This window comes from Streptosporangium nanhuense (assembly GCF_059358815.1).
Genome location: NZ_JCADBG010000025.1, coordinates 105,514 through 128,402, shown reverse-complemented (window position 1 = coordinate 128,402; position 22,889 = coordinate 105,514). Strand labels below are relative to the sequence as shown.

Below are 22,889 nucleotides of genomic sequence, written 5' to 3'. Positions count from 1 at the left end.
CTCAGAGAGGCTCCCCGCACTTCGGCGGGGAGGGCATCTTGAGCAGGAGGGTGTCACCGCTGTAGACGATCGTCCCCACGACCACGGCCGCGAGCAGCGCGGCCAGGCAGGCCGTCGCCCATCCGGCCGCGCCGCTGTTGAACCGCCACCGCAGGAAGGGGGACGGCAGCAGCGCGGCGGGCAGCGCCACCGTGAGCACGGCCAGGGCGAGCAGGCCGCCGGAGACGACGACCAGGCTTTGAATCGCGCCCGGCCGCGTGCACCAGGCGGTGAGGTCGCGCAGCCACAGCGCGGCGGCGACCAGCAGGGTGGACGAGGTGGCGGCCGCGACGCCCTGGGCCGTCCCGGCCGTCCCGCCCAGGGCGAGAACGGCGAGCAGGCAGGCGACACCGGCCCCGCTCGCGGTCAGGACGTCGAGCTGGAAGGCGTAGGCGCCACCCTCTCCCCCGAGCACGGCCCTGGCGGTCCACCGCACCGTCAGAGCGGCCACCGCCGCCGCGACGGCCGCGGGCAGCACGGTTCTCGCCGGTAACAGCGGTGGGGCCGTACGAGAGGGATCGCCGCCCCGCCCCGAGACAGGAACCGGCGCAGGAGCAGGAGCAGGGCGGCGGGCACGGGCGGTCCACCACCACACCAGGGCCGAGATGCCCGCCAGTCCCGCCACCGTCATCTCCCCCCGCCCCGAGAACATGCCGCTGCGCAGATAGGCCTCCCACCAGCCGGCAAGCCCGGCCTGCGCTCCGGAGAGCGGTCGCGGGCCGATCGGCCCCAGGCCCACGATCTCCTGGGCGCTCCAGAGGCCGCCGGTGAACACCGCGACGTTGACCGCCGCGGCGGCCAGCCACCCCCGGAGGGGGACGGGAACACCGTCGTAGCGGCGGGCCCACGGCTCGGCCAGCGCCAGGCTGCACGCGCCCGCCCCGGCGACGGCCAGGGGCGGCACCACCACCATCGCCCACATGTTCGGGGGGACGGCATAGGTCTTGCCCACGTCCCAGATCTGGACCATCATCCCCACGGCGAACCCGCTGAGGAGTCCCGGCAGCAGCACGCGCCCGCGCGGCACGTGGCCCCCGGTGCGGGCGGCCAGGACGGCGCGCCAGAGCGCCATCCCCCACACCGCACCGAGAAGCAGCCCCACGACCAGGCCCGCCAGCCGCGTCGAGCCGGCCCAGGGCGCGGGGCCGGGTGAGAAGAACGGGACGTACGGCGTCACGGCGTACAGGGCGAGCAACGTCATGCTCGCGATCGCCCCCGCGGCCACGGCGTCGGTTACCGGGCTGTGGAAGGCCAGCTCGGGCCGTCTCACGGCGGCCAGCCGCCGCCCCGGAGCCGGGTGTATCGCCGTCGGCCGCCGCCACCACGGCTCGCGCGGCGACCGCTGCGCCGCGAGAAGGACCTCCAGCGGACCCGACGGCCCTCCCGAGACCGACCTCAGGTCGGCCGCGTGCTCGCAGGCGCGGAGCACCGCCGACGCCACCAGCGCGGCCATGACGAGCAGCCCTCCCGACCGCGCGGTGTGGTCGAGGAAGTGGGGGTTGAGGAAGATCGCCCGGCTCAGTACCACGACGTCCACGAGCCTCTGCCGGAGCGTCAGATCGGCGTCGAAGAAAGTGGAGGCCACGTAGGAGACGACCGGCACGCCGTACGCCAAGAACAGCGGCGTCAGCAGCGCGGGCACCAACGCCCACCGCACCCCGCGGATGAGCCAGACCAGCGTGACGTCACCGGCCGCCACATGCGCCATCTCGTGGCGGATCACGGCGTCCGCCTGGGCACTCGGCAGGTTCACCGCCCCCGGCGGCAGGACGATCAGGGGCCTGCCCGGCCTGCCGACGGTGAAGGGCTCCCGCAGTCGCAGCGAGCCGAACACCACCGCCGGCACCCGCCGCACCCCCATCCGCCGCGCCGCCGCCTCCACCCGGTCCTCCCAGGCGGGCGGCACAGCGCGGAACGGTCCCGCCCTGCGCGCCAGCCGGTACGGCAGCAGCAGCATCAGGACCACGCCCACTCCCAGGACCGACAGCGCGCCCCCCAGCACCCACAGCACCCGCTCCAGCTCGGCCGGGACCATGCACGCCTGCTCGTGGGGGATGGAGGCCAGACGGTCGCCGGGGAACGCCTCGGCGGCCCGCGCCGCGCACCGTCGCATCGACGCGAGCCATGACCTGGCCGACGTGATGGCGAAGACCGACTGGCCCGCGAACCCGCCGGCCAGCACCAGGAGAATCACGAGCAGCAGGTAGCGGGCGCGGGCCGGCGACGGTGGCGCCACCGCGTACCGACCGGCGGGAGGCTTTCCGGCCTTCCCAGCCGGGGGCTCTCCGGCCCTCCCGCCGAGGGAGCCGAAAGAGTCGTCGTCCTTCCCACCCGGAGCGTGGCCGGGTGTGGAGGTCACACTCACCGGGCGTCCGCGATCGGGCCCTCTCCCCTATCATTTCCGTCCGGGCCCTTCCCCGCCTCGCCCTCGTCCGGGCTCTCGCCCTTCTCCCGCTCCTCCCCCTCTTCCCCGTCGGCGCGCCCGTTCTGCCTCCGCGTTCCCTCCGCCTCGGCCCCGCCCTCCTCTTCCTCCGCGCCCCGTAGCCTCAACGCGCCGAGCACGGCCTCCGCCAGGTAGTGCGCCCGCTGCTCGTCCAGGCCCAGCGCGACGGCCCGGGGCGTCAGCACCTCGCGGACCTCGCGTTCCTGCGCAGGGCTGAGCCGCACCGCCTGACCCGGCGCGGCACCGGACGCCGCGAGGGCCGCCGTGTCCGGTGTGAGGGGATTTCGTGCCTTTCGCCCGAACAACGCGGCGAGCCGGTCGCGGGTGGTCCGCTCCAGCACGTCGATCGTCCCGTCCGCGACCCTGTCGACGGCCTTGTTGGTCACCGCCATGACCAGGAACCACACCACCGGCAGCACGTACGGGGCCGCCAGGGCGAGGTCCACGCCCATCCCCACCGGTGGCCGCAACCGTTCGTCGCCGGAGAACCGGCCCGGGTCCGACCGGACCTCGGCCACCACGTCGTCGTACAGCTCCAGCTCGCCCGGATAGGCCAGCGCCACCACCTCGCGGCCGAGCTCCACGTGGACCCGCCACAGGGCACCGGAGGCGTCCCCCTCCCCGGCCCCCACCCCGGCGACCCCCGCCGCCGCCTTCCGCCGCTTCAACGCACCGCGCCAGAACATGCCTCTCCTCTCGTACGTTTCGCCGGCACCTGGCGTAGCGGACACCACCCCCGCCGGCGCAGACTCCCATGACCCCAAACAAACGCCCATCACCATATATAGCCAACAAAAATCATGGGTCGGCGTTACGCGCACTTTTATCTAAAGAGGAACCTCAAACACGACAATTCACATTTATGACGACAAAGCGGGGTGAATTCATTCGTCGCGACCTTCGCACGGTCGGCTGACGCATTCGTCCGGGAGCCGGTTCCCCGATCCGTCCGTCGCCGCGACCCGGTCGTCGCGCCGGATGGACGGGACCCACGGACCCGGAACCGTCCTTCGCCACCACGGAGAGGGGGCGTCGCGAGAAGGGTTCAGTTCTTCACGGTCACGGAAAGGGTGAGGACGTGGTCGTCCTCGAAGAACGGATACCCGTCGCTGTTCGTCATCCTCCAGATGATCTCGCACCTGCCGGCTTGACGTGGGGCGGTGATCGACACGGGGAAAACGAGGGATTTCCCGGGAGCGGTGAAGGCGAGGTCCCGATTGGGCGGCACCGGCCGGCACCGGTCCCGGGTGCCGCCCTGCACGGTCATCCTGCGGCCCTCCCAGGCGACCTTGCCGATGTTCATCAGGGTCAGCTTCACATCCACCGTTCCACCGGGCTTCACCTCCACGGACACCTTCCGGCCGTCCACCTCGCCCTTACCGCTCTTTTCGATCTTCCAGTCGTCTCGCGGCACCGGAGGAGGAGCCGGAGAGAGGGACGGTGTCGGGAGCGGGCCCTCCGTGTCCGACGCGGAGGCCGGCACGGTGGTCAGGGGGCCGGATGACGGGCCGCGCGAAGGGTTCGCGGGCGGGGCGGGCCCTCCCTGGGCGACCAGGACGGCCGCCACGAACGCGCAGACGAGGAAGGCGCCGCCGATGATAGGGAGACCACGGAGGCCGTGCCGCACCATCTCGTCGAGCCGCCTGGGCGAGGGACTCCTCGGGACGAGGGGGACGTCCGTCAGGGCCGACAGGCAGCGCCACACGTCCAGCTCGTGAATCTCGGTCAGGTCGAGGAGGTTGGTGCGCAGAACGACGATCTTCTCGCGCATCGCGTCGAGCCCGCCCCGCTCATGGAGCAGCAGAAGCTCCTCCCCGACCTTCAGGCGGTTGTCCTCCCTGTCGGGGTAGAGCCGCGGCCTCTCCGGGCCCGCCTCACCACCGGCGCCCCTCTCACCGTCGAAGTCCTTCTCACCGCCGTAGTCCTTCTCACCGCCGTAGTCCTTCTCACCGCCGGAGCCCCTCTCACCGCCGGAGCCCCTCTCACCGCGGAAGCCCCCGGCCGGCGGCGGTCCCGCGGACCGCGCCAAGGGCCATGCCAAGGACCGGGCCAAGGACCCGGCCCAGGCCGCGCCGTCCACCTTGAAGCCGCCACCGGCCTCGATGGCCTCGTAGCGGATGGGCAGGGCCTCCTCCAGGCCGCCTCTGAGCGCCCGGACGGCCACCGCGACCAGCTCGCCGGCCTCCCCGGGGCGGGCGACGCCCAGGAGGCAGGCGCGGATGGGCCGGTTCCGGTAGTCGACGGGGGCCCCGCCGGGGATGAGGCCGGTGACCAGCAGGACGACCCCGGCGTCCTCGTCCCGCATGAGCACGAGGCCCGGCTTCTCCTGGTCGACGATCGCGAAAAGGGGCGTCTGCCGGAATCCGGGGACGGGATCGGCCACGAAGCCGGACGAGCCGACCCGTTTCCAGCCGTAGTCCTCGTCCGCGCGGGGTCCCCGGGACAGGACGAACCAGGACGAGGTCATGTCAGGCGTCCGGGTGCGAGCAGGGGATGGTCCTGGAAGACGCTGAACCCGTCGGTGGTCTTGCACCCGGAGGCGAACTCGTCGACCGCCTCCACCAGTTTGAGGTCCGTGCCGATGACCTGTTCCCACACGGATCTGAACAGGCCCCGCTCGCTGGCGCGGTACTTGTTGACGACGAACCTGAGCGTGTAGCGGAGCAGCTGGTCGGTGTCGACCGGTGCGTACACGGCCTTCGCCCTCTTCGTACGGAAGTGGAAGACGGGATGGCCGGAGAGGTCCTCCTCAAGGCGGGAGAAGACGACCGAGCCCACGGTCTGGACGGGCGTCAGCACGCAGGCGACCCGCGAGCGCAGCAGGCCGGAGCCGAGCTGGTCGAACAGCGGGCGGTAGGCGTCGGACACCCTGGCGGCGAGCTGCTGCGCGCCCTCGGGAGTGGTGACGTAACTCTCGCACTTGAGCGGCGCGAGCAGGATCAGCCGGGCGGTGTCGCGCTCGGCCATCCGCATGATCATGTCGGTGACCAGCCGCGGGGTGTTGATGAACTCGTGGTAGCGCCCGTGGCGCTCCATGAGCGCGGGGGCGTCGATCGCGACCAGCACCACGTCGGCCCGGTCCAGGGCGCGCTGGAACTTGCTGCCGCTGTCGACGGCCGGGTCGATGAGGTACTTTCCCGGATAGTCGGTGAACCGCAGATCGAAAAGCGGACTACGCCCCTTTCGTCCGACTTTGAAGAGATATTCGCGTACGTCTCCGGTGCCGACCAGTCCGTCTCGTGCGCGAACCGTGTTGGTGATCTTCTGCAGGTCGTTGAGGTATCCCTGGAGGCGGACCGACGTCCGGTGGTCCGAAGGCAGGACAGACAGGTCGGTCGTCCCGATGACCCGGCCGAACCTCTCGTACATGGAGGCGAGCAGGGTGGTCTTGCCGACCCCGACCGATCCCAGCATGGTCACATCGATGATCGACTCTTCGCCGCGCGCCCCGAGCAGGGTCTGAACGGCCTTGTTGCGGTTCACAGCAGCTCGTTCAATCGCTGGATCGCCTCGTTCCACGTCCGTATGTGCACGGTCTCCGCGTCCAGCGCGGCGAACGTGCCCGTCCAGATCTCGGCCCGGAAGGGCCAGTAGAAGGCACGCCACTCGTCCTGCGTCCGCCGCGAGCGCAGCACCCTGTCGCTGAACTCCTCCACGATGGCGAACACCGCGCCGTTGGGTTCGGCGAGGAGGTCGGCGAGCGCGTTCTCGCACTTGTACAGAGCCTCGTGGTAGACGATGTCGAGCGCCTCCCGGATGTCCTGGGGCGAGGCCTCGCCACGCTGGAGGATCACCTCCTCCGCGTCGGCGTTCATCCCGTCGAGGCAGGGCCTGATGCGGTGCTGGAAGAACCCCCGGTAGGAGAGGTTGAAATCGGTGACGATCTCCAGCGCGTACCTGACCTCGCTGGTGCCGTCGGCCCTGACCTGGCCGCCTATCATCTCGGCGAGGTCCACCAGGAAGTCGCGGCCCGTCCGGTCGCTCAGGTGCTTGAGCTTCCCCGCCCCGCGCAGCGTCTCCGCGACCCTGTCCCACATCTGCTGGACGGAGTGCCGCAGGGCGTCCTCCAGCCCGAGGAAGTGCCGGGAGAGGCGGGCCCTGCTCTCGTCCAGCAGGTGGCTGAAGGTCGCGACGTTCGACCCCTCGGTGGCGCCTCGCCGGGCGATCTCGGTCACGGTGGGGATCCCGTCGTGCTCGCGCGCCTGCGCGATCACCTGTGTGACGGCCTCGCCCAGGGCGTGGTCGGGGGCGTCCCGCTCGGCCCCGAGTTCCCAGACCAGCTGCTTGATGGCGACGGCCAGTTCCTGGTAGGTGACGTGGAAAAGATCCAGGAAGGTGGAGAACGACCTGTCGCCCGGCTGGGCCGAGCCGGCGAAGGCCGAGGCCTCCCGGATCAGCAGGCGCGCCTCCTCCTCGATCTCGGCGACGCGCCGCACCCGCTCGCCGATGATCGTCTGGTCCAGGGACTCGATGTTGTCGACCAGATAGTCGACGATCGGGTCGAAGGCGGCGACCGCCTCGGCCGTCTTGGAGCAGTCGGCGACGCGCACACCGGCCACCCGGATCGGCGAGTTCTCCACCTGCGCCTGGAAGGACCGGCAGCTGGCGAGGTTGTCCTGGTCGACGCTGTCGCGGTGGTTGAGGATCAGGAAGGACCTGCGCTCCATCGGGATCTCCGGCAGCGCTCTCTGCGCGATGCCGTACAGGTCGACGTCGAACTCGTGGATCCCGTCGCCCTCGGGGTTGGGGCGGCGCAGGAACAGCACCAGGTCGACGTCGTCCTCCAGCGCCGAGAGCAGGACGCGCGAGTCGCCGAGGTTGGTGTCGCCGAGCCCGGGGAGGTCGATGACCGTCACGCCGGACAGGTCCTCCTGCTCGAACGGGGTGGAGATCTCCACCCGGCGCACCGCGCGGAAGGTGTGCAGGGGGCGTCCGTCGACGTCGTCCTGGGCGACGAAGCGGCGGATCCGGTCGTCCCCGACGCGCTCCGGCGACGTGCGGCCGATGAGCGCGCCGTACTCGCCGAAGGCCTCGTGGTAGGCGGTCAGGTGCCCGTACGCGCTCTCCGCCTGCGGGGTGAGGTTCTCGGCCGGCAGTCGCGGCAACGCCCCCTTGCCGAACGCCCTCGGCGAGACCGGCCGGGCGCCCAGCCCGTAGCGGTCGTAGTAGGGGCCGACCACCTCGTCCAGGAAGGACCGCTCGGAGTGGTAGAAGATGTCCGCGTACGTGGCCCCGGGGAAATGCCGGATCATGCTGGGCACGCCCGTGCAGAAGTGCCCGGACCCGTCGGGTATCTCGCGGCTGGTCAGCCCCGTCAGGCTCTGCAGGAACCGGCTCTTGCCCTGGCGCGCCCTTCCCACCACCCCGATGTTGAGGGTCGTGCGGCGCAGCCTGGCCAGCGCCCGGTCGAGCGCGGCGCGCTCCAGCGCGGTCTTGTCGATCAGCTCGCGCAGGGCCGGGGCCAGCGCGGACAGCCTGGCCAGCGGCTCGTCCTCGATCCGGGTGAGCAGGTCCCCCCTGACCCGTTCCAGCTCCAGGAGCGCGGTCTCGATGTCGGCCAGATGCGCGCCGAGCGTTTCCGTCTTCGTGGCGTTCTGCGCCCGTCGTGAACGTATGGCATCAATTTTTTCGGCCCGACCCATTGTCCCCTCCAGTGGACCACCAATGCCAGGTCACCTTAGGCCATTAAAAGCTGTCAAATCAAGGAAAAACTTTATCGTGACTATTGTAGTCAGCTATAGCTGAAGACAAATAAAATGATGACTAATCACCATATTTCGTACTTTGAGAAAAATATCCGGAACGTTATTCGAGGGGCGGCCGGTGACGGAGGTGCCCGTAGTGTGCCGGGGCCCTCATGGCGAGGGTCTCTCTCGCGGCGAGGTTCCCTCTCACCGCGAGGGCCTCTCTCGCGAGAGGCACGCCCGTGGGAGACCCCTCTCGCGTGCGAGGGCCTACCGGGCCTGGGCGTCCAGGGTGGCGCGGAGACCCGCCAGGATCGCGCTCAGCCCGTACTCGAAGTCGGCGTCGGCCCTCTCGCGGCACTCCCCCGGCCCCGGGCGGTCGGCGCCCGCCTGCTCCTCGACGACCCACCCGACGGTGTAGCGGTTGACGACCAGGACCACCCGCCGGGCGTCCGCCGGAGGAAAGCCCGCCTCGCCGAGCACCTCGATCGCGGAGTCGGAGGTCGCGTCCTGGTTCCCGACGGGCCGGGCCCCGAGGTGCAGCCGCGCGCCGTCGCGGCGCGACAGCAGGCTCCGGCGCAGGACCCGTCCCCGCTCGGCGAGCCAGTCGGCCCAGTCCTGGCCGGGGCCGGGACGGGCCAGGTGGGCGAACGCGTCCTCGACCATGGTCGCGGCCATGTGGTCGAGCAGCTCCCGCTGGCCGCCGAAGTGGCGGTACAGCGCGGGTGGCTGCACGTCGAGCTCCTGCGCGAGCCTGCGCGTGGTCAGGCCGTCGAGCCCCAGCTCGTCGAGCAGTCGCAGTGCCGTACGCATCACCGTTGCCCGCGTGTGTCGCATCCGTCGCCTCCCCACGTCCCGTTACCGACGATAACTTCACGTGACGCCGAGCGCTCGGCCCGCGGCTCCGCACGGGCTCCAGGAGATCACCTCACGTTCACGCCGAGGGGGGTTCAAGGTCGCCTTGGCGATCTACCTTCCGGCTGATGACCATGACTCGGCCAACTCGGAGGCAATGATGGATCGTCGGACGGTGCTACGCGCGGCTGTCGTCGGAGGAGGAGGCGCGGCGTTCTCCGGAGCGCTGTGGGGGCAGGCCTTCGGCGCCGTCGCCCAACCGGGCCCCGGCCCGTACGGCGACCTGCTGGCCGCGGACGCGAACGGCATCCAGCTCCCGCGGGGGTTCACCAGCCGGGTGATCGCCCGCTCCGGGCAGCGGGTCGCCGGTCACACCTGGCACTGGGCGCCGGACGGCGGGGCGTGCTTCCCCGACGGCGGCGGCTGGATCTACGTGTCCAACTCCGAGATCCCGCTCGCCGGAGGGGCCTCCGCGATCCGCTTCGCCGCCGACGGCTCCATCACCTCGGCGTACCGCATCCTGTCCGGCACCAACCTCAACTGCGCGGGCGGCGCGACCCCGTGGGGCACCTGGCTGTCGTGCGAGGAGATCGCGCTCGGCCGGGTCTTCGAGACCTGGCCCGCGGGCGGGCGCTCCGGCGAGGAGCGCACCCGGATGGGCCGCTTCAAGCACGAGGCCGCCGCCTGCGACCCCGTGCGGCAGGTCGTCTACCTGACCGAGGACGAGGAGGACGGCTGCTTCTACCGCTTCGTCCCCGACACCTGGGGTGACCTGCGCACCGGAAGGCTCCAGGTGCTCTGCGCCCCGGCCGACCAGGTCACCGGCCCGGTGACCTGGCAGGACATCCCCGACCGCGACGGCTTCCCGACCGCGACGCGGCGCCAGGTCGGCGCGGCCAAGCACTTCGACGGCGGCGAGGGCTGCTGGTACGACCGGGGCGTCTGCTACTTCACCACCAAGGGCGACAACCGGGTCTGGGCGTACGACACCGCCGCCTCCACCCTCGACCTGGCCTACGACGACTCGCTGGTGACCGGGGGCGCCGCCCCGCTGACCGGCGTGGACAACATCACCGGGGCGCCCAACAGCCGCGACCTGTTCGTCGCGGAGGACGGCGGCAACCTGGAGATCAACGTCATCACCTCCGACGGCGTCGTGGCGCCGTTCCTGCGGATCCTCGGCCAGTCCTCCTCCGAGGTCACCGGCCCCGCCTTCTCCCCGGACGGCTCGCGCCTGTACTTCTCCTCCCAGCGCGGCACCTCCGGATCGTCGACCGGCAGCGGCGGCATCACCTACGAGGTGACCGGCCCCTTCCGCGCCCAGTCCTGACGGTTTCCCGGGCGGCGTCCGGCCTCCAGGCCGGGCGCCGTTCGCGGAACCTGCCGGGGTCACCCCACCTCGGCCGTCCGGCGCACGGTCCGGCGGGCGAGGAGGAAGAGGGCGAGCGCGCCGAGGACGAGGACCACCTGGCCGGCCAGGTTGGCGGTGGTCGCGATGCCGTGCAGCATGAGCAGCAGGAAGCCGCCGAACGCGTAGGTCAGCAGCGCGCCGCCCGCCAGCGCGAGCCGGTGCTCGGCGCCCCAGCCCTCACGTCGCGACCACCGGCCGATCACGACCGTCATCACGGCGAGCAGCGCGACACCCCCGGCGGTCCCCCACCAGTCCTCGGGACGGGCGAAGAACGCCGCGGACGCGACGAACCCCACCGTGCCCACCAGCCAGGGTTCCGGCGCCCGCCCGCCCGTCACCGGGCGGGGACGCCGTCCGGCGAGGAACGCCGCGACGATCAGGAGCACGACCACGGCGGCGGCGCCGATCCGCTGCGGCGGTGACGCCATGAACCCGCTCTCGTCGTGTATCCCGCTGAAGATGACGAGGGAGCCGAGGACGAACACGACACAGGTGACGGCCAACCCGAATTTCCCCAGCCAGGGGGTGGTGGCGCGACGGGGCACCAGGATCTCGACGAGGGCGATCGGGACGCCGATGCTCCAGATGGCGTGCCCGGCGACGAACCCCACGGCGTTCCCGGCGCTGAGCCCCAGCGCCGGGACGAGGGTGGCGCGGTGGGAGACGTCCCCCTCGAACAGCGGGACGAGGTGGAAGAGGGTCTGGTCGATCAGGCCCGCCTCCAGCAGGCCGTACGCGCACGCCAGCAGGATGAGCGTCGGCCAGCCGCGCCCGGCGCGCCGGACCACCTCGCGGATGATGAGCGCACCGCCGCCGTACATCGGCGCGAGGATGATCAGTCCCCAGATCTCGGACGAGGGGACGTTGCCGAGCAGGTACTCCGCGACCAGCGGCGAGAGCAGGAACAGCCCGAGGGCGGGCGCGACGCGACGCGGCATCCCCAGGCGTTCGCCGGGAGCCGCCTGAGCCGCCGGGATCGTCTGAGCCGCCGGGATCGTCTGAGCCACCTGGATCGTCTGGGCCCCCTGGATCGTCTGGGCCGCCGGGACCTTCTGGGCCGCCTGGGCCGGGGTTTCGTCAGCCAACTCGGTCGTCCGGACCGCGTGCCGCCGGTCGCCGGAGGGGTTTCCTGTCATGGCGGCGACGCTAGATCCGGACCCCCCGCGAGCACATCGAACGCGAGAGCGGCTTTCGCCCCCCTCTCAGGACGGAGCCCGGCCGCGCCTCTCCCTCCTTGGACGGAGAGGGCGGCGCCCACCGGGCCGCTCATCCAGGGACAGGTGATCCGTGGACAAGCGCGGCATGGATCCGTCCCGGAGCGTTTGCGACGCTTGATTTGACCGGAAATGCCATCTGACCAGGGAGTTAGTATGAAAGACGTGTCCGTGCCCGATCTGGCCGGGAAGCTCGCCGTGGTGACCGGTGCGAGCGACGGTGTCGGCCTCGGCCTGGCCGTGCGCCTGGCCCGGGCGGGCGCCGATCTCGTGCTGCCGGTCCGCAACCCCGTCAAGGGCGAGGCGGCCGCCGCGCGTGTCCGCGCGGCGGCTCCCGGGGCCGTGGTCTCCCTCCGTGAGCTCGATCTGGCCTCGCTGGACTCCGTGGCGACGCTCGCGGGGAAGCTGAACGCCGAGGGCCGGCCGATCGACATCCTGATCAACAACGCGGGCGTCATGTCACCGGCCACCCGGCACACCACGGCCGACGGCCTGGAGCTGCAGTTCGGCACGAACCACATCGGCCACATGGCGCTGACCGGCGGGATCCTGCCGCTGCTGCGCGCCGGCCGGGCCCGCGTCACCACCATGTCGAGCAGCGCCGCCCGCACCACCAGGATCGACTGGGACGACCTGCAGAGCGAGCGGAAGTACTCCCCGATACGTTCGTACGGGTTGTCGAAGCTGGCCAACCTGATGTTCGGCCTCGAACTCGACCGGCGCAGCCGGGCCGGCGGCTGGGGCCTCGTCAGCAACGTCGCGCACCCCGGCACGACCCTGACGAACCTCTACGCCTCCGGCCCCAACCTGGGCCGGCCGCGTCCCTCGCCGCTTGAGGCGATCATGACGAGGCTCTCCCGCGTGGGCCTGTTCGTGCAGACCGTCGACAGGGGCGCGCTCCCCGCCCTGTACGCGGCCACCGATCCGCGGGCGCGGGGCGGCCGCTTCTACGGCCCCGACGGCTTCGGCCAGTTCACCGGCGGCCCGACCGAGCTGGCCGTCTACAAGCCGGCCCGTGACGAGGCCGCCGCCGCCCGGCTCTGGGACGTCTCCGAGCGGCTGGCCGGGGTCGAATTCACCGCCTGAGGCCTTCACTCACGGCGGCCGTTCCCGGAAAGGGGAGACCCACCACATGGACAGCCTCATGGACAGGGCCCAGCTGGCCGAGTTCCTGCGCACCCGGCGGGAGGCGCTGCAACCCGAGGACGTCGGGCTGCCTCGCGGGCGGCGGCGGCGCACCGGCGGGCTGCGGCGCGAGGAGGTCGCCGCGCTGTGCGGCATGTCCGCCGACTACTACAGCCGGATCGAGCAGCGGCGCGGGCCCAACCCGTCGGAGCAGATGCTCGCCGCGATCGCCCGGGGCCTGCACCTCTCCCTCGAGGAGCGCGACCACCTGTTCCGCCTCGCGGGCCACGCCACCCCGCGGCGGGTCCTTCGGGGCGACCACATCAACCCCGGGATGATGCGCATCTTCGACCGGCTGGAGGACACCCCCGCGCAGGTGATGAGCCACCTGGGCGAGACGCTCAAGCAGACCCGGCTCGCGACGGCGCTGATGGGCGACGAGACCGTCCACACCGGGATGGCGCGCAGCACGCAGTACCGCTGGTTCACCGACCCGTCCTCGCGGCTGATCTATCCCGAGGACGACCACCCGACGCACAGCCGCCTCTTCACGGCCAGCCTGCGCGACGCGTACGCGCGGGGCGGCAAGGGTTCGCGCGCGGCCTCGCTGGTCGACGCGCTGCTGGCGGCCAGCCCGGAGTTCACCGCGCTCTGGCACGAGCACCCCGTCCTGGGCCCGTTCTGCGCGTCGAAGCGCATCCTGCACCCGCGGCTCGGCCTGCTGGAGCTGCACTGCCAGACCCTGGTCGATCCCGACCAGTCCCAGATGCTGCTGGTCTTCACCGCCGTGCCCGGCAGCGAGAGCCACGAGAAGCTCCAGCTGCTCCCCGCCGCCGGCGACCTGCACGTCTGACCCGCCCCCTCCCCGCCGGTTCCCCGTCCTTCAGGAGTGGATGCGAGACGACTCCCGGATTTCTGTTGTCCCCGGCGCGCCCGCCGGTCTCCTGTACGGGAGCGAGCACTTCCGGACACCGGACACGACCGGTCCGGCGCGCCTCCCGATACGCCGACAACGTCCGATCCCCACTCCCCGTACGAAGGACCCCATCCATATGAGTGAGACTGTTCCGCGTGGTGTCGCAGCAGGTCGCACGGCTGGTCGTCAGGTACGCCGGGCCGCGCTGATCAGCGCGCTGGTGGCCGTCATGGGCGCCTCCACGGTGTACGGCGCCCTGCCCGCGGGCGCGGCGGACGCCCCCGTGTCGCAGGGCCGGGCGGCCGTCGCCTCCTCCGCCGAGCGGGGGGACCTGTCCGCCTCGGCCGCGGTCGACGGCAGGAGCGACACCCGCTGGTCCAGCAAGTTCAGCGACCCTCAGTGGCTGCAGGTGGACCTGGGCAGGTCCACCGCGATCAACAAGATCGTGCTGAACTGGGAGCGCGCCTACGCCACCGCGTTCCGGATCCAGACCTCCTCCGGCGGCGGCCAGTGGAAGACGATCCACAGCACGACCGCGGGCAAGGGCGGCACGCAGACCCTCGACGTGTCGGCCACCGGCCGCTACGTCCGGCTGCACGCCACCAAGCGGTCCAGCCAGTACGGTGTCTCGCTCTGGGAGTTCCAGGTCTTCGGCAAGGGCTCGGGCAACCCCGTCCCCAGCGCCACCCCGACCAGGCCGACGCCGAGTTCGAGCCCGAGCCGCACCCCGAGCGCCACCCCCAGCGCCACGCCGACCAAACCGACGCCGAGCTCCACCCCGAAGCCCACCCCGAGCGCCACCCCCAGCAAGACCCCGACCACACCGGTCCCCGAGGTCCCGCCCACGGGAACCTCCGGCAAGAAGGGCGTGGGCGTGTGGCAGGCGCCCAACGTCAGCGCGGCCCTCGAAGCCTCCGGCGCGAACTGGTACTACACGTGGTCCACGAACCACAACAACATCACCACCCCCAAGGGGGTGGAGTTCGTCCCGATGATCTGGGGAGCCGACAGCGTCACCGACCAGAACCTCGCCCAGGCGAAGAACTCCGGTTCCCCCTACCTGCTCGGTTTCAACGAGCCGGACTTCGCCGAGCAGTCCAACATGACCGTGGACAAGGCGCTGTCGCTGTGGCCGAGGCTCACCGCGACCGGCCTGAAGGTCGGCAGCCCGGCCGTGGCCTGGGGCGGTGACCGGGCGGGCGGCTGGCTGGACCGGTTCATGACCGGGGCGGCCCAGAAGAACTACCGCGTCGACTTCATCACGCTGCACTGGTACGGCGGCGACTTCCGCGCCGATGCGGCGGCCGGCCAGCTCAAGTCGTACATCCAGGCCGTGTACGAGCGCTACCGCAAGCCGATCTGGCTCACCGAGTACGCGCTGATCGACTTCTCGAACGGCGTCCGCTTCCCCACGGACGCGCAGCAGGCCGCCTTCGTCACCGCGTCCTCCAAGATGCTGGCCTCCCTGCCGTACGTGCAGCGCCACGCCTGGTTCGGCCTGCCCTCCTCCGACACCGAGCCCAACAGCGGGCTGTTCCGGAGCAACGGCGTCGCCACCCCGGCGGGCCGTGCCTTCCAGGCAGCCGAGTGATCTAGGTCATCGCCAAGGACCCGGGCATGGGTCCGCGGCCTTCCCCCGGTCCGGCCCGCGCGAGTCCTGTCTCGCGCGGGCCGGACCCTTTTTCACCCGCCGATGCGAGTCCCGATGGCGGCCATGACCGTGTACGACCCCGCTCGCCTCACCTCGCCCTCTCGCCCTCTCGTTCTCTCGCCTCGCCGGGTCGGGTCCTGCGGGCGCGCGGGTTGACGCAACCAGTTGATTGCCATAGGTTAAGTAGCAATCAACTGGTTGCGATAAGGAGACGGACATGACATTCCCCGACCGGATCGAACGCACGCTCCAGCTGCCCCACCCGCCGCAGCGGGTCTGGGAGGCGCTGACCACCGCCGAGGGCCTGGGCACCTGGTTCGGAAACCACGCCGAGATCGACCCGCGCGTCGGCGGCCAGGCCAAGCTCACCTGGGACAGCGGCGACACCGCCACCCTCACCATCGAGCGCTTCGAGCCGCCGCGCGTCTTCGGCTACACCTGGCCGATCAACGGCCTTCCCGACGGCGACCCGCGACGCACCTACGTGGAGTTCACCCTGGAGCCCACCGGCGCCGGCACCACGCTGACCATGGTCGAGAGCGGGTTCGCGCAACTGCCGGGCACCGGGGAGCACGAGGCCGCCTACTCGGGCAACACCAAGGGCTGGACGAACGAGCTGGGCGAGCTGGTCGCCTACCTCGATGGACGAGCCTGACCTGGAGGCGGTGGCGCAGGAGGTCTTCGCCGCCCTGGCCGATCCGAGCAGGCGAGGCATCCTCGCCGCACTCGCGGCCAGGGGGCCGGCCACCGCGACCGACCTGGCCGCCCAGCTGCCGATCACCCGGCAGGCCATCGCCAAGCACCTCGCCCTGCTGGCCGAGGCGGGGCTGGTGGTGGCCGAGCCGGGAGAGCGCCGCCGGGTCCGCTACCGCCTGGACTCCGCGCCCATGAAGGTGGCACAGCAGTTCCTCGCCGCGCTCGCCCGCGACTGGGACGGCCCGCTGGACGCCCTGCGAGACCGGCTGAAGTGAGAGCCCGCTCCGGTGTGACTCCACCGGCCGGCCCCGCGTGACGCCGGGTCGTCCCGCCCACCGGACTCACCGCCCGGCCCCGGACCGACCGGACCCGAACCGCCCGCGGCGCCGACGCCCCCGCGCCGGCGTCGTAACCGTTGGGAGAGATCGAGATGACGATGACGGGAAACCTGCCGGAAGTGGTGTCGCGCGAGGAGTGGCTCGCCGCCCGTAAGGAACTGCTGGTCAGGGAGAAGGAGCTCACCCGGGCCCGTGACCGGGTCAACGCCGACCGCCGCCGGTTGCCGATGGTCCGCGTTGACGAGCCGTACGCCCTGGAGGGCCCGAACGGGACGGTGAGCCTGCTCGACCTGTTCGAGGGCCGGCAGCAGCTGGTGATGCACCACTTCATGTTCAGCCCCGAATGGGACGCGGGCTGCCCAAGCTGCTCCTCCGCCGCCGACGGGATCGGCGGGCTGCGGCAACTGCACGTGCGCGACACCACGCTCGTCGCGGTGTCGCGGGCGCCGTACGCCAAGATCGCCGCATTCCGCGAGCGGATGGGCTGGACGTTTCCCTGGTACTCCTCGTACGGCAGCGCTTTCAACCACGACTTCCACGCCACCCTCGACGACCGGGTCGTGCCGGTGCTGCTCCACTTCCGCACCGAAGCCGAACTCGCCGAGGCCGGGACACCGTGGACGGGTGGACCGTGGACGGAGGGCATGCGCGGCGAGGAACTCCCGGGCATCAGCGCGTTCCTGCGGGTCGGCGAGGAGGTCTTCCACACCTACTCCACGTACGGGCGCGGCATCGAGGAGTTCCACAACGGCTACCCCTATCTCGACCTCACCGCCCTTGGCCGGCAGGAGGCATGGGAGGAACCCGAGGGGCGCGCGGCCCCCCTCGGGCTGCAGGCCGGAGGCCCCAACATGCGCCTGCCCGACGAATACGACATCTGACATCGGCCTCGCCCGTTGCCTCCAGGCCGACCGGGAAACCCGTGTCTTTCACAAACCGGAATACCGCCGCGCGGACAGCGGGCAAAGGGGGCGCACCCGCATCGCGAGGAGCGGAACGACCGCTTACGGGATAACGCGACCTTCCCGAAGTCGCGGAACCGCGACAGCGGCCTGCTGCCACCGCCGACAGGAGCGGCGGTGGCAGCAGGATCACCCTGCGGGCCGACATCGATGACTTCAGCCGGCGCCGGCCGACCTTCGGGGTCTGGGTGGATCTGCCGAGCGGCCCACCCGGGTCGAGCGGACCCTCCGAGCGGGACACCCCGGCCGGGATCCGGGGAAAGGGCTTCGGGTAACACGAGAAAATAGGATAAAAAGCCTATTTGGGTATGATTCGCAAGACACAGACGACGGGTGGTTCGCGTACATCCCACCCCGCGCTGAGAGGATCATCCGCATGGACAACCCCTCCCAGGCCGTTCGGCCCACCTTCCGCACGGCCACCGTCGCGGACGCGCCCGCCCTGGCGCTCCTGGTCGACTCGGCGTACCGGGGAGAGTCGAGCCGCGCCGGATGGACGACCGAGGCGGACCTGCTGAGCGGGCGGCGGACGAACCCCGAGAGCGTGGCCGCCGAGCTGGGGAAGCCGGGAAGCCACATGATCGTCATGGAGGCGCAGGACGGGATCGTCGCCTGCTGCCAGGTGGAACACCGGGGCGGATACGCCTACTTCGGCATGTTCGCCGTACGCCCCACCCTGCAGGGCGGCGGCTTCGGCAAGGCGGTCCTCGCCGAGGCCGAGCGCTTCTCCCGCGACACCTGGGGGGTCGGCGAGATGCGCATGACGGTGATCTCGGCGCGCGAGGAACTCCTCGCCTGGTACGTGCGCCGCGGCTACACCCGCACCGGCGAGATGATCCCCTTCCCCTACGACGACGAGAGCGTCGGCGTACCGGCCAGGAACGACCTGGAAATGGAGCTCCTGGTCAAGAAACTCGGCTGAGCGAGGGGTGCCGCCGGCGGATCCACCCGTGACCGGCGGTCGCGAGGGTAGCGTGGCGAAGATGAGCGAGCCCTATCCCGACCCCGCCGCCTGGTACGCCACCCTGCCCAGCGTGTTCGTCTCGGCCTGCATGCTGCTCACCGACGCGGAGGACCGCGTCCTGCTGGTCAAGCCCAACTACCGGCCCGGCTGGAACTTCCCCGGCGGGATCGTCGAGGAGGGCGAGGCACCCCACGACGCCGCCACGCGCGAGGTGGCCGAGGAGCTCGGCGTGTCCGTCAAGGCGGGCGAGCTGCTCGTGGTCCACTGGGCGCCGCCGACGAGGGAGCGCCCCCGCGCGATAATCAACTTCATGTTCGACGGCGGCGTCCTGGAGGATCCCACCCGCGTACGGCTGCAGGTGGAGGAGCTCGACGAGGTGGCGTTCCTCCCCTGGGACGCCGCCGCCCCCCTCCTGCCCGCGCACATGGCGCCCCGCCTCGCGGCCGGGCGCCTGGCCCGCGAGAACCGGTGCCCCGTCTACCTGCCGGGCGAGCCACTGGAGACCGACGGCTGAGGAACCCGGTCACGGACCTCGCGGGGGCACGACGGAGATCTGACCTGGGATTTAGGGCGATAAAACGGGTAGGGCGGCGGTATGACCGAAACACCCCCAGACCGCGAGGGTCTGAGCGACGAGCAGGCGATCGAGGTCGAGGAGTGGACCGACGACCTCGGTCTCAACCACGAGATCGTCGAACACGACGACGAGCACCAGGACACCCTCGACGAGCGCCTCCGGCGCGAGGCCCCGGAGCGCGAGCGGGTCCCGCGCGACGGAACCCGCCTGGTGGCGCCGGACGAGGGGCTGAGCCCCGACGAGACCTCCGAGGAGTACGCCTCGGAGGTGGGCCTCGACGACGGCGACCTGTCCGCCGAGGAGCGCGCCGTCCACATCGAGCCCGACATCGAGTACCGCGAAACCTGAGAACCCCTCCGGGGCCGAAGATCCCGGCCCCTCGCGAACCGAGCACGGACCACCGGCCGCGCCCCCGGGCCTCACCGGCACGACGAGGCCCGGGGCGACCGGTCCGTGCGCTTCTCGACGACCTGCCCTACCACCTCGACAGCACGACGAAGCCCGGGGCGACCGGTCCCCCGCGACACGCACCGGCACCCCGGACCGGCTCACCACCCGAGCCCCCGCACACCGGACCGGCTCACCGTCCTGGCGTCCCGCACGCCGGGATGACCCCCGCACCTCCCACCGGCACACCCGACCGGCTCACCACCCGCCCCGCGCACCGGGCCGGCTCACCACCCTGGTCCCCGCACGCCGGGATGACCCCCGCCCGCCAACCCGGGCCCGCACCCGCACCCGCCCCCTCGCCTCCCACCGGCGATCGCGGAGCATTGACAGAAACTTGTTGGAAACATAAACTCGGGCCCGTCTGGAAAGCGCTTTCCTAGCGCCTCGCCGGGAAGCGTTCCACCCGCTGGAAGGTGGCGATGCCATAGCCGCGCACTGACCCGAGCCCTCCCTTCTCCCGAGTGCGGTGACCACTCCCGCCTCACCTCCCACGCGCGCCGCGCGGCCTCAGCCCACGGGCGGACCGGCCCGGCGAGACGACGACCGCCGCGCGGTGGGAAAGCACCGCCTTCCACGCGACCGGCGCACCTTTTCCGTACCGGAGATCCGACCGAGGATCCGCACCGGAAACCGTGGCCGTCGCGCCGATGAGCCGCGCACCGCGGACGTCCCGTACTCCTCTCCCGGCTTCACGCTGCCGCCTGACCGCACGCCGCCGCGACCGCGACCGCGCGCAGAGAGCAGAGAACACGTGTCCCCCAGATCCGCCCTCCCCCCGCCCCTCCCCTCGAAGCCGGCGGAACTGCCGCGTTCCGCACCCGGAAGCACCCGGCGCACGGCACCCGTCCTCGCCGCCGTCGCCCTCCTGATCTCCGCTCTGATCGGCCCCGCCGTGGCGGAGACCGGAGCCGCGCGGCTCGCGGACCCGGTCAACGCCCAGATCGGCTTCTCCACCGTCAACGCCCTCGGCCAGAACGGCACCACCGGCGGCGCGGGAGGCCCCACGGTCACCGCGGCCACGACCGCGCAGTTCCTCGACTACATCTCCCGCTCCGGGCCGTACGTCATCCAGGTCACCGGCCGGATCACGCTGCCCACCGGCTCCAGCGACGGCATGCACAACGTCGCGTCGGACAAGACGATCATCGGTGTCGGCGCGAACGCCGCGCTGGTCGGTGGCGGGCTGAACATCGGCCTGCCGGTCAGCGACTCCGTCACCTCGCCGCCCGCGAACGCCGTGCACAACATCATCATCCGCAACATCGCGTTCTCCGGCGCCACCGACGACATGATCAACGTGCAGATGTTCAGCCACCACGTCTGGATCGACCACAACGACTTCTCCAACGGGGACGACGGGGCGGTCGACATCAAGCGCGGCTCGGACTACGTGACCGTCTCCTGGAACAGGTTCCACGACCACGACAAGACCCTGCTGCTCTCCCACGACGAGGACGCGGGCCCGCAGGACATCGGCCGGCTGCGCGTCACCTACCACCACAACTTCTTCGACGCCTCCGACCAGCGCCACCCCCGGGTCCGCTTCGCGAACGTCGTGCACGTCTACAACAATTACTACCGGGACAACAGCTACGGCATCGCGTCCACCTACAACGCCGGGGTGCTGGTCGAGAACAACTACTTCTACAGCGTCAACAACCCCGGACGGGTGGAGTTCAGCGGGGACCTCGGGCGCCTGGTCGAGCGCGGAAACATCCTGGTCGACTGCAACCACGCCATCGAGACGCGGGGCACCGTGACCGAGCCGCGCACCTACTACTCCTACAGCGCGGACCAGGCCTCCGCGGTGCCGACCATCGTGCCCGCCGGTGCGGGCGTCGGGAAGATCTGGTGACTCCTCCGCTTCCTGAAGGGAGCGGCTTCTCGTTAAGCCGCTTGCGCGACGTCGCGACGGTAGGCGGTGCGGCGGTGCTCCAGCGCGGCGTCGTACAGGGTGCGGTGGTCATCCAGGCACGCGGTGAGGGCGACCTCTTGATGGCGGGTGGGACGCAGCAGGAACTTGAACGACCTACGCACGAGCACCCCCACTCGTGGGGACATGATCGTACTGGAGCTCGATGTAGCGCCGCACGGTATCGACCGACACCGCGCCGGCCGTGGCCACGAAGAACGACCGCGACCACAGCGCGTACAACTCCTCCAGGCGGTACTTCGGACACCACACCACGTGGTATCCGAGGTCGTACGCCGCACCGGGACAGGTGCGCACCTGACGAGTCACACGACCATTACAACAGCACCATCCATCCAACGCGCGACGACCGGAAATCTCCAATGCGCAGACCTGACCGGCCAGGGCACACTCGGGCTCTGGCGGCCCTCCCGCTCCCGATTCCCTCGTCGCCTAAAGGCGACGGTCCCCTCGGAAGGATCTGATGGAGACGACGATGAACGCCATGAACCGCCCCCTCCGCCGCTCGGCCGTCACCGCGCTGCTCCTGGTCGCCGCGCTCGCCGGCGCGGGTGGCGCCGCCGGCGCCGACACCACCGCCTCGGGTACGGCCACCGGAGGGAAGCTCGCCGCGGCCTGCACCGGCACCCCGAGCGGCTTCGCCACCGTCAACGCCCTCGGCCAGAACGGCACCACCGGCGGCGCCGGAGGCCCCGTCATCACCGTGACCACCGCCGCGGCGCTGAAGGACTACGTCGGCCGGGCAGGACCGTACGTGATCCAGGTGTCCGGCCGCATCCAGGTGTCCGGCATGCTCACCGTGGTCGCGAACAAGAGCATCCTGGGCGTGGGCACGACCGCCGAGATCACCGGCGGCGGGCTCCAGCTCGGCTCGACGACCCGGCCGGGCAACAACGTGATCATCAGGAACATCCGGTTCACCGGTGCCGAGGACGACTCGATCAGCGTCACGAACAAGGCCCACCACGTGTGGATCGACCACAACGACCTCTCCGACGGCTACGACGGCCTGCTCGACATCAAGCGGGAGTCGGACTTCGTCACGGTCTCGTGGAACCACTTCCACCACCACAGCAAGTCGGCGCTGCTGGGCCACTCGGACAACTACACCGCCGACGTCGGGAAGCTGCGCGTCACCTACCACCACAACTTCTTCGACGGCACCGACCAGCGCCACCCCCGGGTGCGCTTCGCCGAACCGGTCCACGTCCTCAACAACTACTACCGGAACAACGCGCTGTACGGCGTCGCGTCCACCGAGAACGCCGGGGTGCTCGTCGAGGGCAACTACTTCGAGAACGTCGCCCACCCGATCTACGTGGGCTACGACAAGAGCGGCCCCGGCCGGGTGGTCGAGCGGAACAACCGCTACGTCGGCTCCGGCACCCCCCAGACGGCCGGCACCGTCGTCGAGCCGCGCACGTACTACCAGTACACCGTCGACGACCCCGCGACCGTCCCGGCGACCGTGTCCGCCGGCGCGGGTGTCGGGAAGATCGGCTGCTAGCCCTCTCCCCCCGGATCGCCGCCCGCCGGCCACCCCCACCGGCGGGCGGCGGCCCACCTTCCCGCACCTCCCCGGAACCTCCCGAACCTCCCCGGGATCCCCGCGACCGCTCCCGCACCAGGAA

The 22,889-nt window shown here is 71.2% G+C and carries 21 protein-coding genes; 12 read left to right on the top strand and 9 right to left on the bottom strand.

From position 1 onward, the window contains the following. Position 1: 1 nt before the first annotated feature. The 6 genes from AC5L38_RS36245 to AC5L38_RS36220 form a co-directional block, all read right to left on the bottom strand. Positions 2 to 2,275, bottom strand: coding sequence for a M56 family metallopeptidase (locus AC5L38_RS36245; protein ID WP_495247323.1), 2,274 nt, complete (start codon positions 2,273 to 2,275; stop codon positions 2 to 4). Positions 2,276 to 2,400: 125 nt separating this feature from the next. Next, the gene (locus tag AC5L38_RS36240) at positions 2,401 to 3,168 is read right to left on the bottom strand and encodes a hypothetical protein (RefSeq protein ID WP_495247322.1); all 768 of its coding nucleotides are present in this window, start codon (positions 3,166 to 3,168) and stop codon (positions 2,401 to 2,403) included. 359 nt (positions 3,169 to 3,527) lie between these two features. Beyond that, positions 3,528 to 4,949: an NBR1-Ig-like domain-containing protein gene (locus AC5L38_RS36235; RefSeq protein WP_495247321.1), complete on the bottom strand. Its 1,422-nt coding sequence runs from the start codon at positions 4,947 to 4,949 to the stop codon at positions 3,528 to 3,530. Continuing rightward, entirely contained in the window at positions 4,946 to 5,965 is a 1,020-nt protein-coding gene (locus AC5L38_RS36230; protein WP_495247320.1) for a TRAFAC clade GTPase domain-containing protein, read from the bottom strand. The genes AC5L38_RS36235 and AC5L38_RS36230 overlap by 4 nt, the downstream gene beginning before the upstream one ends. Further along, positions 5,962 to 8,124, bottom strand: coding sequence for a hypothetical protein (locus AC5L38_RS36225; protein ID WP_495247319.1), 2,163 nt, complete (start codon positions 8,122 to 8,124; stop codon positions 5,962 to 5,964). Before AC5L38_RS36225 ends, AC5L38_RS36230 begins: the two co-directional genes overlap by 4 nt. 312 nt (positions 8,125 to 8,436) lie before the next feature. After that, positions 8,437 to 9,003, bottom strand: a complete 567-nt coding sequence (locus AC5L38_RS36220) for a TetR/AcrR family transcriptional regulator C-terminal domain-containing protein (protein WP_495247318.1) — start codon at positions 9,001 to 9,003, stop codon at positions 8,437 to 8,439. A 193-nt stretch (positions 9,004 to 9,196) separates the two neighbouring features. On the opposite strand from AC5L38_RS36220, the gene AC5L38_RS36215 reads away from it, so the two are divergent. Next, positions 9,197 to 10,351: an alkaline phosphatase PhoX gene (locus tag AC5L38_RS36215; RefSeq protein ID WP_495247317.1), complete on the top strand. Its 1,155-nt coding sequence runs from the start codon at positions 9,197 to 9,199 to the stop codon at positions 10,349 to 10,351. 59 nt (positions 10,352 to 10,410) lie between these two features. On the opposite strand, the gene AC5L38_RS36210 is transcribed toward AC5L38_RS36215, so the two are convergent. Next, positions 10,411 to 11,568: an AF_0692 family protein gene (locus tag AC5L38_RS36210; protein ID WP_495247316.1), complete on the bottom strand. Its 1,158-nt coding sequence runs from the start codon at positions 11,566 to 11,568 to the stop codon at positions 10,411 to 10,413. 234 nt (positions 11,569 to 11,802) lie between these two features. On the opposite strand from AC5L38_RS36210, the gene AC5L38_RS36205 reads away from it, so the two are divergent. The 10 genes from AC5L38_RS36205 (at position 11,803) to AC5L38_RS36160 (ending at position 21,180) form a co-directional block, all read left to right on the top strand. After that, positions 11,803 to 12,732 (top strand): SDR family oxidoreductase, encoded by a 930-nt coding sequence (locus AC5L38_RS36205; protein ID WP_495247315.1) that lies wholly within the window; start codon positions 11,803 to 11,805, stop codon positions 12,730 to 12,732. Between the two features lie 46 nt (positions 12,733 to 12,778). Then, positions 12,779 to 13,624, top strand: coding sequence for a helix-turn-helix transcriptional regulator (locus AC5L38_RS36200; protein ID WP_495247314.1), 846 nt, complete (start codon positions 12,779 to 12,781; stop codon positions 13,622 to 13,624). A 199-nt stretch (positions 13,625 to 13,823) separates the two neighbouring features. Continuing rightward, positions 13,824 to 15,278: a glycosyl hydrolase gene (locus AC5L38_RS36195; RefSeq protein WP_495247313.1), complete on the top strand. Its 1,455-nt coding sequence runs from the start codon at positions 13,824 to 13,826 to the stop codon at positions 15,276 to 15,278. Positions 15,279 to 15,555: 277 nt separating this feature from the next. Next, the gene (locus AC5L38_RS36190) at positions 15,556 to 15,993 is read left to right on the top strand and encodes an SRPBCC domain-containing protein (RefSeq protein WP_495247312.1); all 438 of its coding nucleotides are present in this window, start codon (positions 15,556 to 15,558) and stop codon (positions 15,991 to 15,993) included. Further along, positions 15,980 to 16,309: an ArsR/SmtB family transcription factor gene (locus tag AC5L38_RS36185; RefSeq protein ID WP_495247311.1), complete on the top strand. Its 330-nt coding sequence runs from the start codon at positions 15,980 to 15,982 to the stop codon at positions 16,307 to 16,309. Before AC5L38_RS36190 ends, AC5L38_RS36185 begins: the two co-directional genes overlap by 14 nt. A 155-nt stretch (positions 16,310 to 16,464) precedes the next feature. Next, positions 16,465 to 17,253: a DUF899 domain-containing protein gene (locus AC5L38_RS36180; protein WP_495247310.1), complete on the top strand. Its 789-nt coding sequence runs from the start codon at positions 16,465 to 16,467 to the stop codon at positions 17,251 to 17,253. A gap of 457 nt (positions 17,254 to 17,710) precedes the next feature. Continuing rightward, on the top strand, positions 17,711 to 18,256 hold the full coding sequence (locus tag AC5L38_RS36175) for a GNAT family N-acetyltransferase (protein ID WP_495247309.1): 546 nt from the start codon (positions 17,711 to 17,713) through the stop codon (positions 18,254 to 18,256). A gap of 61 nt (positions 18,257 to 18,317) precedes the next feature. After that, complete coding sequence (locus AC5L38_RS36170; protein ID WP_495247308.1) at positions 18,318 to 18,812, top strand: NUDIX domain-containing protein; 495 nt, start codon at positions 18,318 to 18,320, stop codon at positions 18,810 to 18,812. A gap of 81 nt (positions 18,813 to 18,893) precedes the next feature. Then, the gene (locus tag AC5L38_RS36165; protein WP_495247307.1) at positions 18,894 to 19,223 is read left to right on the top strand and encodes a DUF5709 domain-containing protein; all 330 of its coding nucleotides are present in this window, start codon (positions 18,894 to 18,896) and stop codon (positions 19,221 to 19,223) included. An 853-nt stretch (positions 19,224 to 20,076) separates the two neighbouring features. After that, the gene (locus AC5L38_RS36160) at positions 20,077 to 21,180 is read left to right on the top strand and encodes a pectate lyase family protein (RefSeq protein ID WP_495247306.1); all 1,104 of its coding nucleotides are present in this window, start codon (positions 20,077 to 20,079) and stop codon (positions 21,178 to 21,180) included. 32 nt (positions 21,181 to 21,212) lie between these two features. On the opposite strand, the gene AC5L38_RS36155 is transcribed toward AC5L38_RS36160, so the two are convergent. Both AC5L38_RS36155 and AC5L38_RS36150 read right to left on the bottom strand, forming a co-directional pair. Further along, the gene (locus AC5L38_RS36155; RefSeq protein ID WP_495247305.1) at positions 21,213 to 21,362 is read right to left on the bottom strand and encodes a helix-turn-helix domain-containing protein; all 150 of its coding nucleotides are present in this window, start codon (positions 21,360 to 21,362) and stop codon (positions 21,213 to 21,215) included. Further along, positions 21,355 to 21,567 (bottom strand): transposase, encoded by a 213-nt coding sequence (locus AC5L38_RS36150; RefSeq protein ID WP_495247304.1) that lies wholly within the window; start codon positions 21,565 to 21,567, stop codon positions 21,355 to 21,357. Before AC5L38_RS36150 ends, AC5L38_RS36155 begins: the two co-directional genes overlap by 8 nt. A gap of 154 nt (positions 21,568 to 21,721) precedes the next feature. Here AC5L38_RS36150 and AC5L38_RS36145 point away from each other — a divergent pair, with 154 nt between their 5' ends. Beyond that, positions 21,722 to 22,765, top strand: a complete 1,044-nt coding sequence (locus tag AC5L38_RS36145; RefSeq protein ID WP_495247303.1) for a pectate lyase family protein — start codon at positions 21,722 to 21,724, stop codon at positions 22,763 to 22,765. Positions 22,766 to 22,889 lie beyond the last annotated feature (124 nt).

Coding starts and splice junctions, on each gene's coding strand:
- AC5L38_RS36210 (WP_495247316.1), bottom strand. CDS start 11,568: ATGACAGGAAACCCCTCCGGCGACCGGCGGCACGCGGTCCGGACGACC.
- AC5L38_RS36240 (WP_495247322.1), bottom strand. CDS start 3,168: ATGTTCTGGCGCGGTGCGTTGAAGCGGCGGAAGGCGGCGGCGGGGGTC.
- AC5L38_RS36175 (WP_495247309.1), top strand. CDS start 17,711: ATGGACAACCCCTCCCAGGCCGTTCGGCCCACCTTCCGCACGGCCACC.
- AC5L38_RS36220 (WP_495247318.1), bottom strand. CDS start 9,003: ATGCGACACACGCGGGCAACGGTGATGCGTACGGCACTGCGACTGCTC.
- AC5L38_RS36145 (WP_495247303.1), top strand. CDS start 21,722: ATGGAGACGACGATGAACGCCATGAACCGCCCCCTCCGCCGCTCGGCC.
- AC5L38_RS36235 (WP_495247321.1), bottom strand. CDS start 4,949: ATGACCTCGTCCTGGTTCGTCCTGTCCCGGGGACCCCGCGCGGACGAG.
- AC5L38_RS36195 (WP_495247313.1), top strand. CDS start 13,824: ATGAGTGAGACTGTTCCGCGTGGTGTCGCAGCAGGTCGCACGGCTGGT.
- AC5L38_RS36165 (WP_495247307.1), top strand. CDS start 18,894: ATGACCGAAACACCCCCAGACCGCGAGGGTCTGAGCGACGAGCAGGCG.
- AC5L38_RS36170 (WP_495247308.1), top strand. CDS start 18,318: ATGAGCGAGCCCTATCCCGACCCCGCCGCCTGGTACGCCACCCTGCCC.
- AC5L38_RS36205 (WP_495247315.1), top strand. CDS start 11,803: ATGAAAGACGTGTCCGTGCCCGATCTGGCCGGGAAGCTCGCCGTGGTG.
- AC5L38_RS36225 (WP_495247319.1), bottom strand. CDS start 8,124: ATGGGTCGGGCCGAAAAAATTGATGCCATACGTTCACGACGGGCGCAG.
- AC5L38_RS36190 (WP_495247312.1), top strand. CDS start 15,556: ATGACATTCCCCGACCGGATCGAACGCACGCTCCAGCTGCCCCACCCG.
- AC5L38_RS36185 (WP_495247311.1), top strand. CDS start 15,980: ATGGACGAGCCTGACCTGGAGGCGGTGGCGCAGGAGGTCTTCGCCGCC.
- AC5L38_RS36180 (WP_495247310.1), top strand. CDS start 16,465: ATGACGATGACGGGAAACCTGCCGGAAGTGGTGTCGCGCGAGGAGTGG.
- AC5L38_RS36200 (WP_495247314.1), top strand. CDS start 12,779: ATGGACAGCCTCATGGACAGGGCCCAGCTGGCCGAGTTCCTGCGCACC.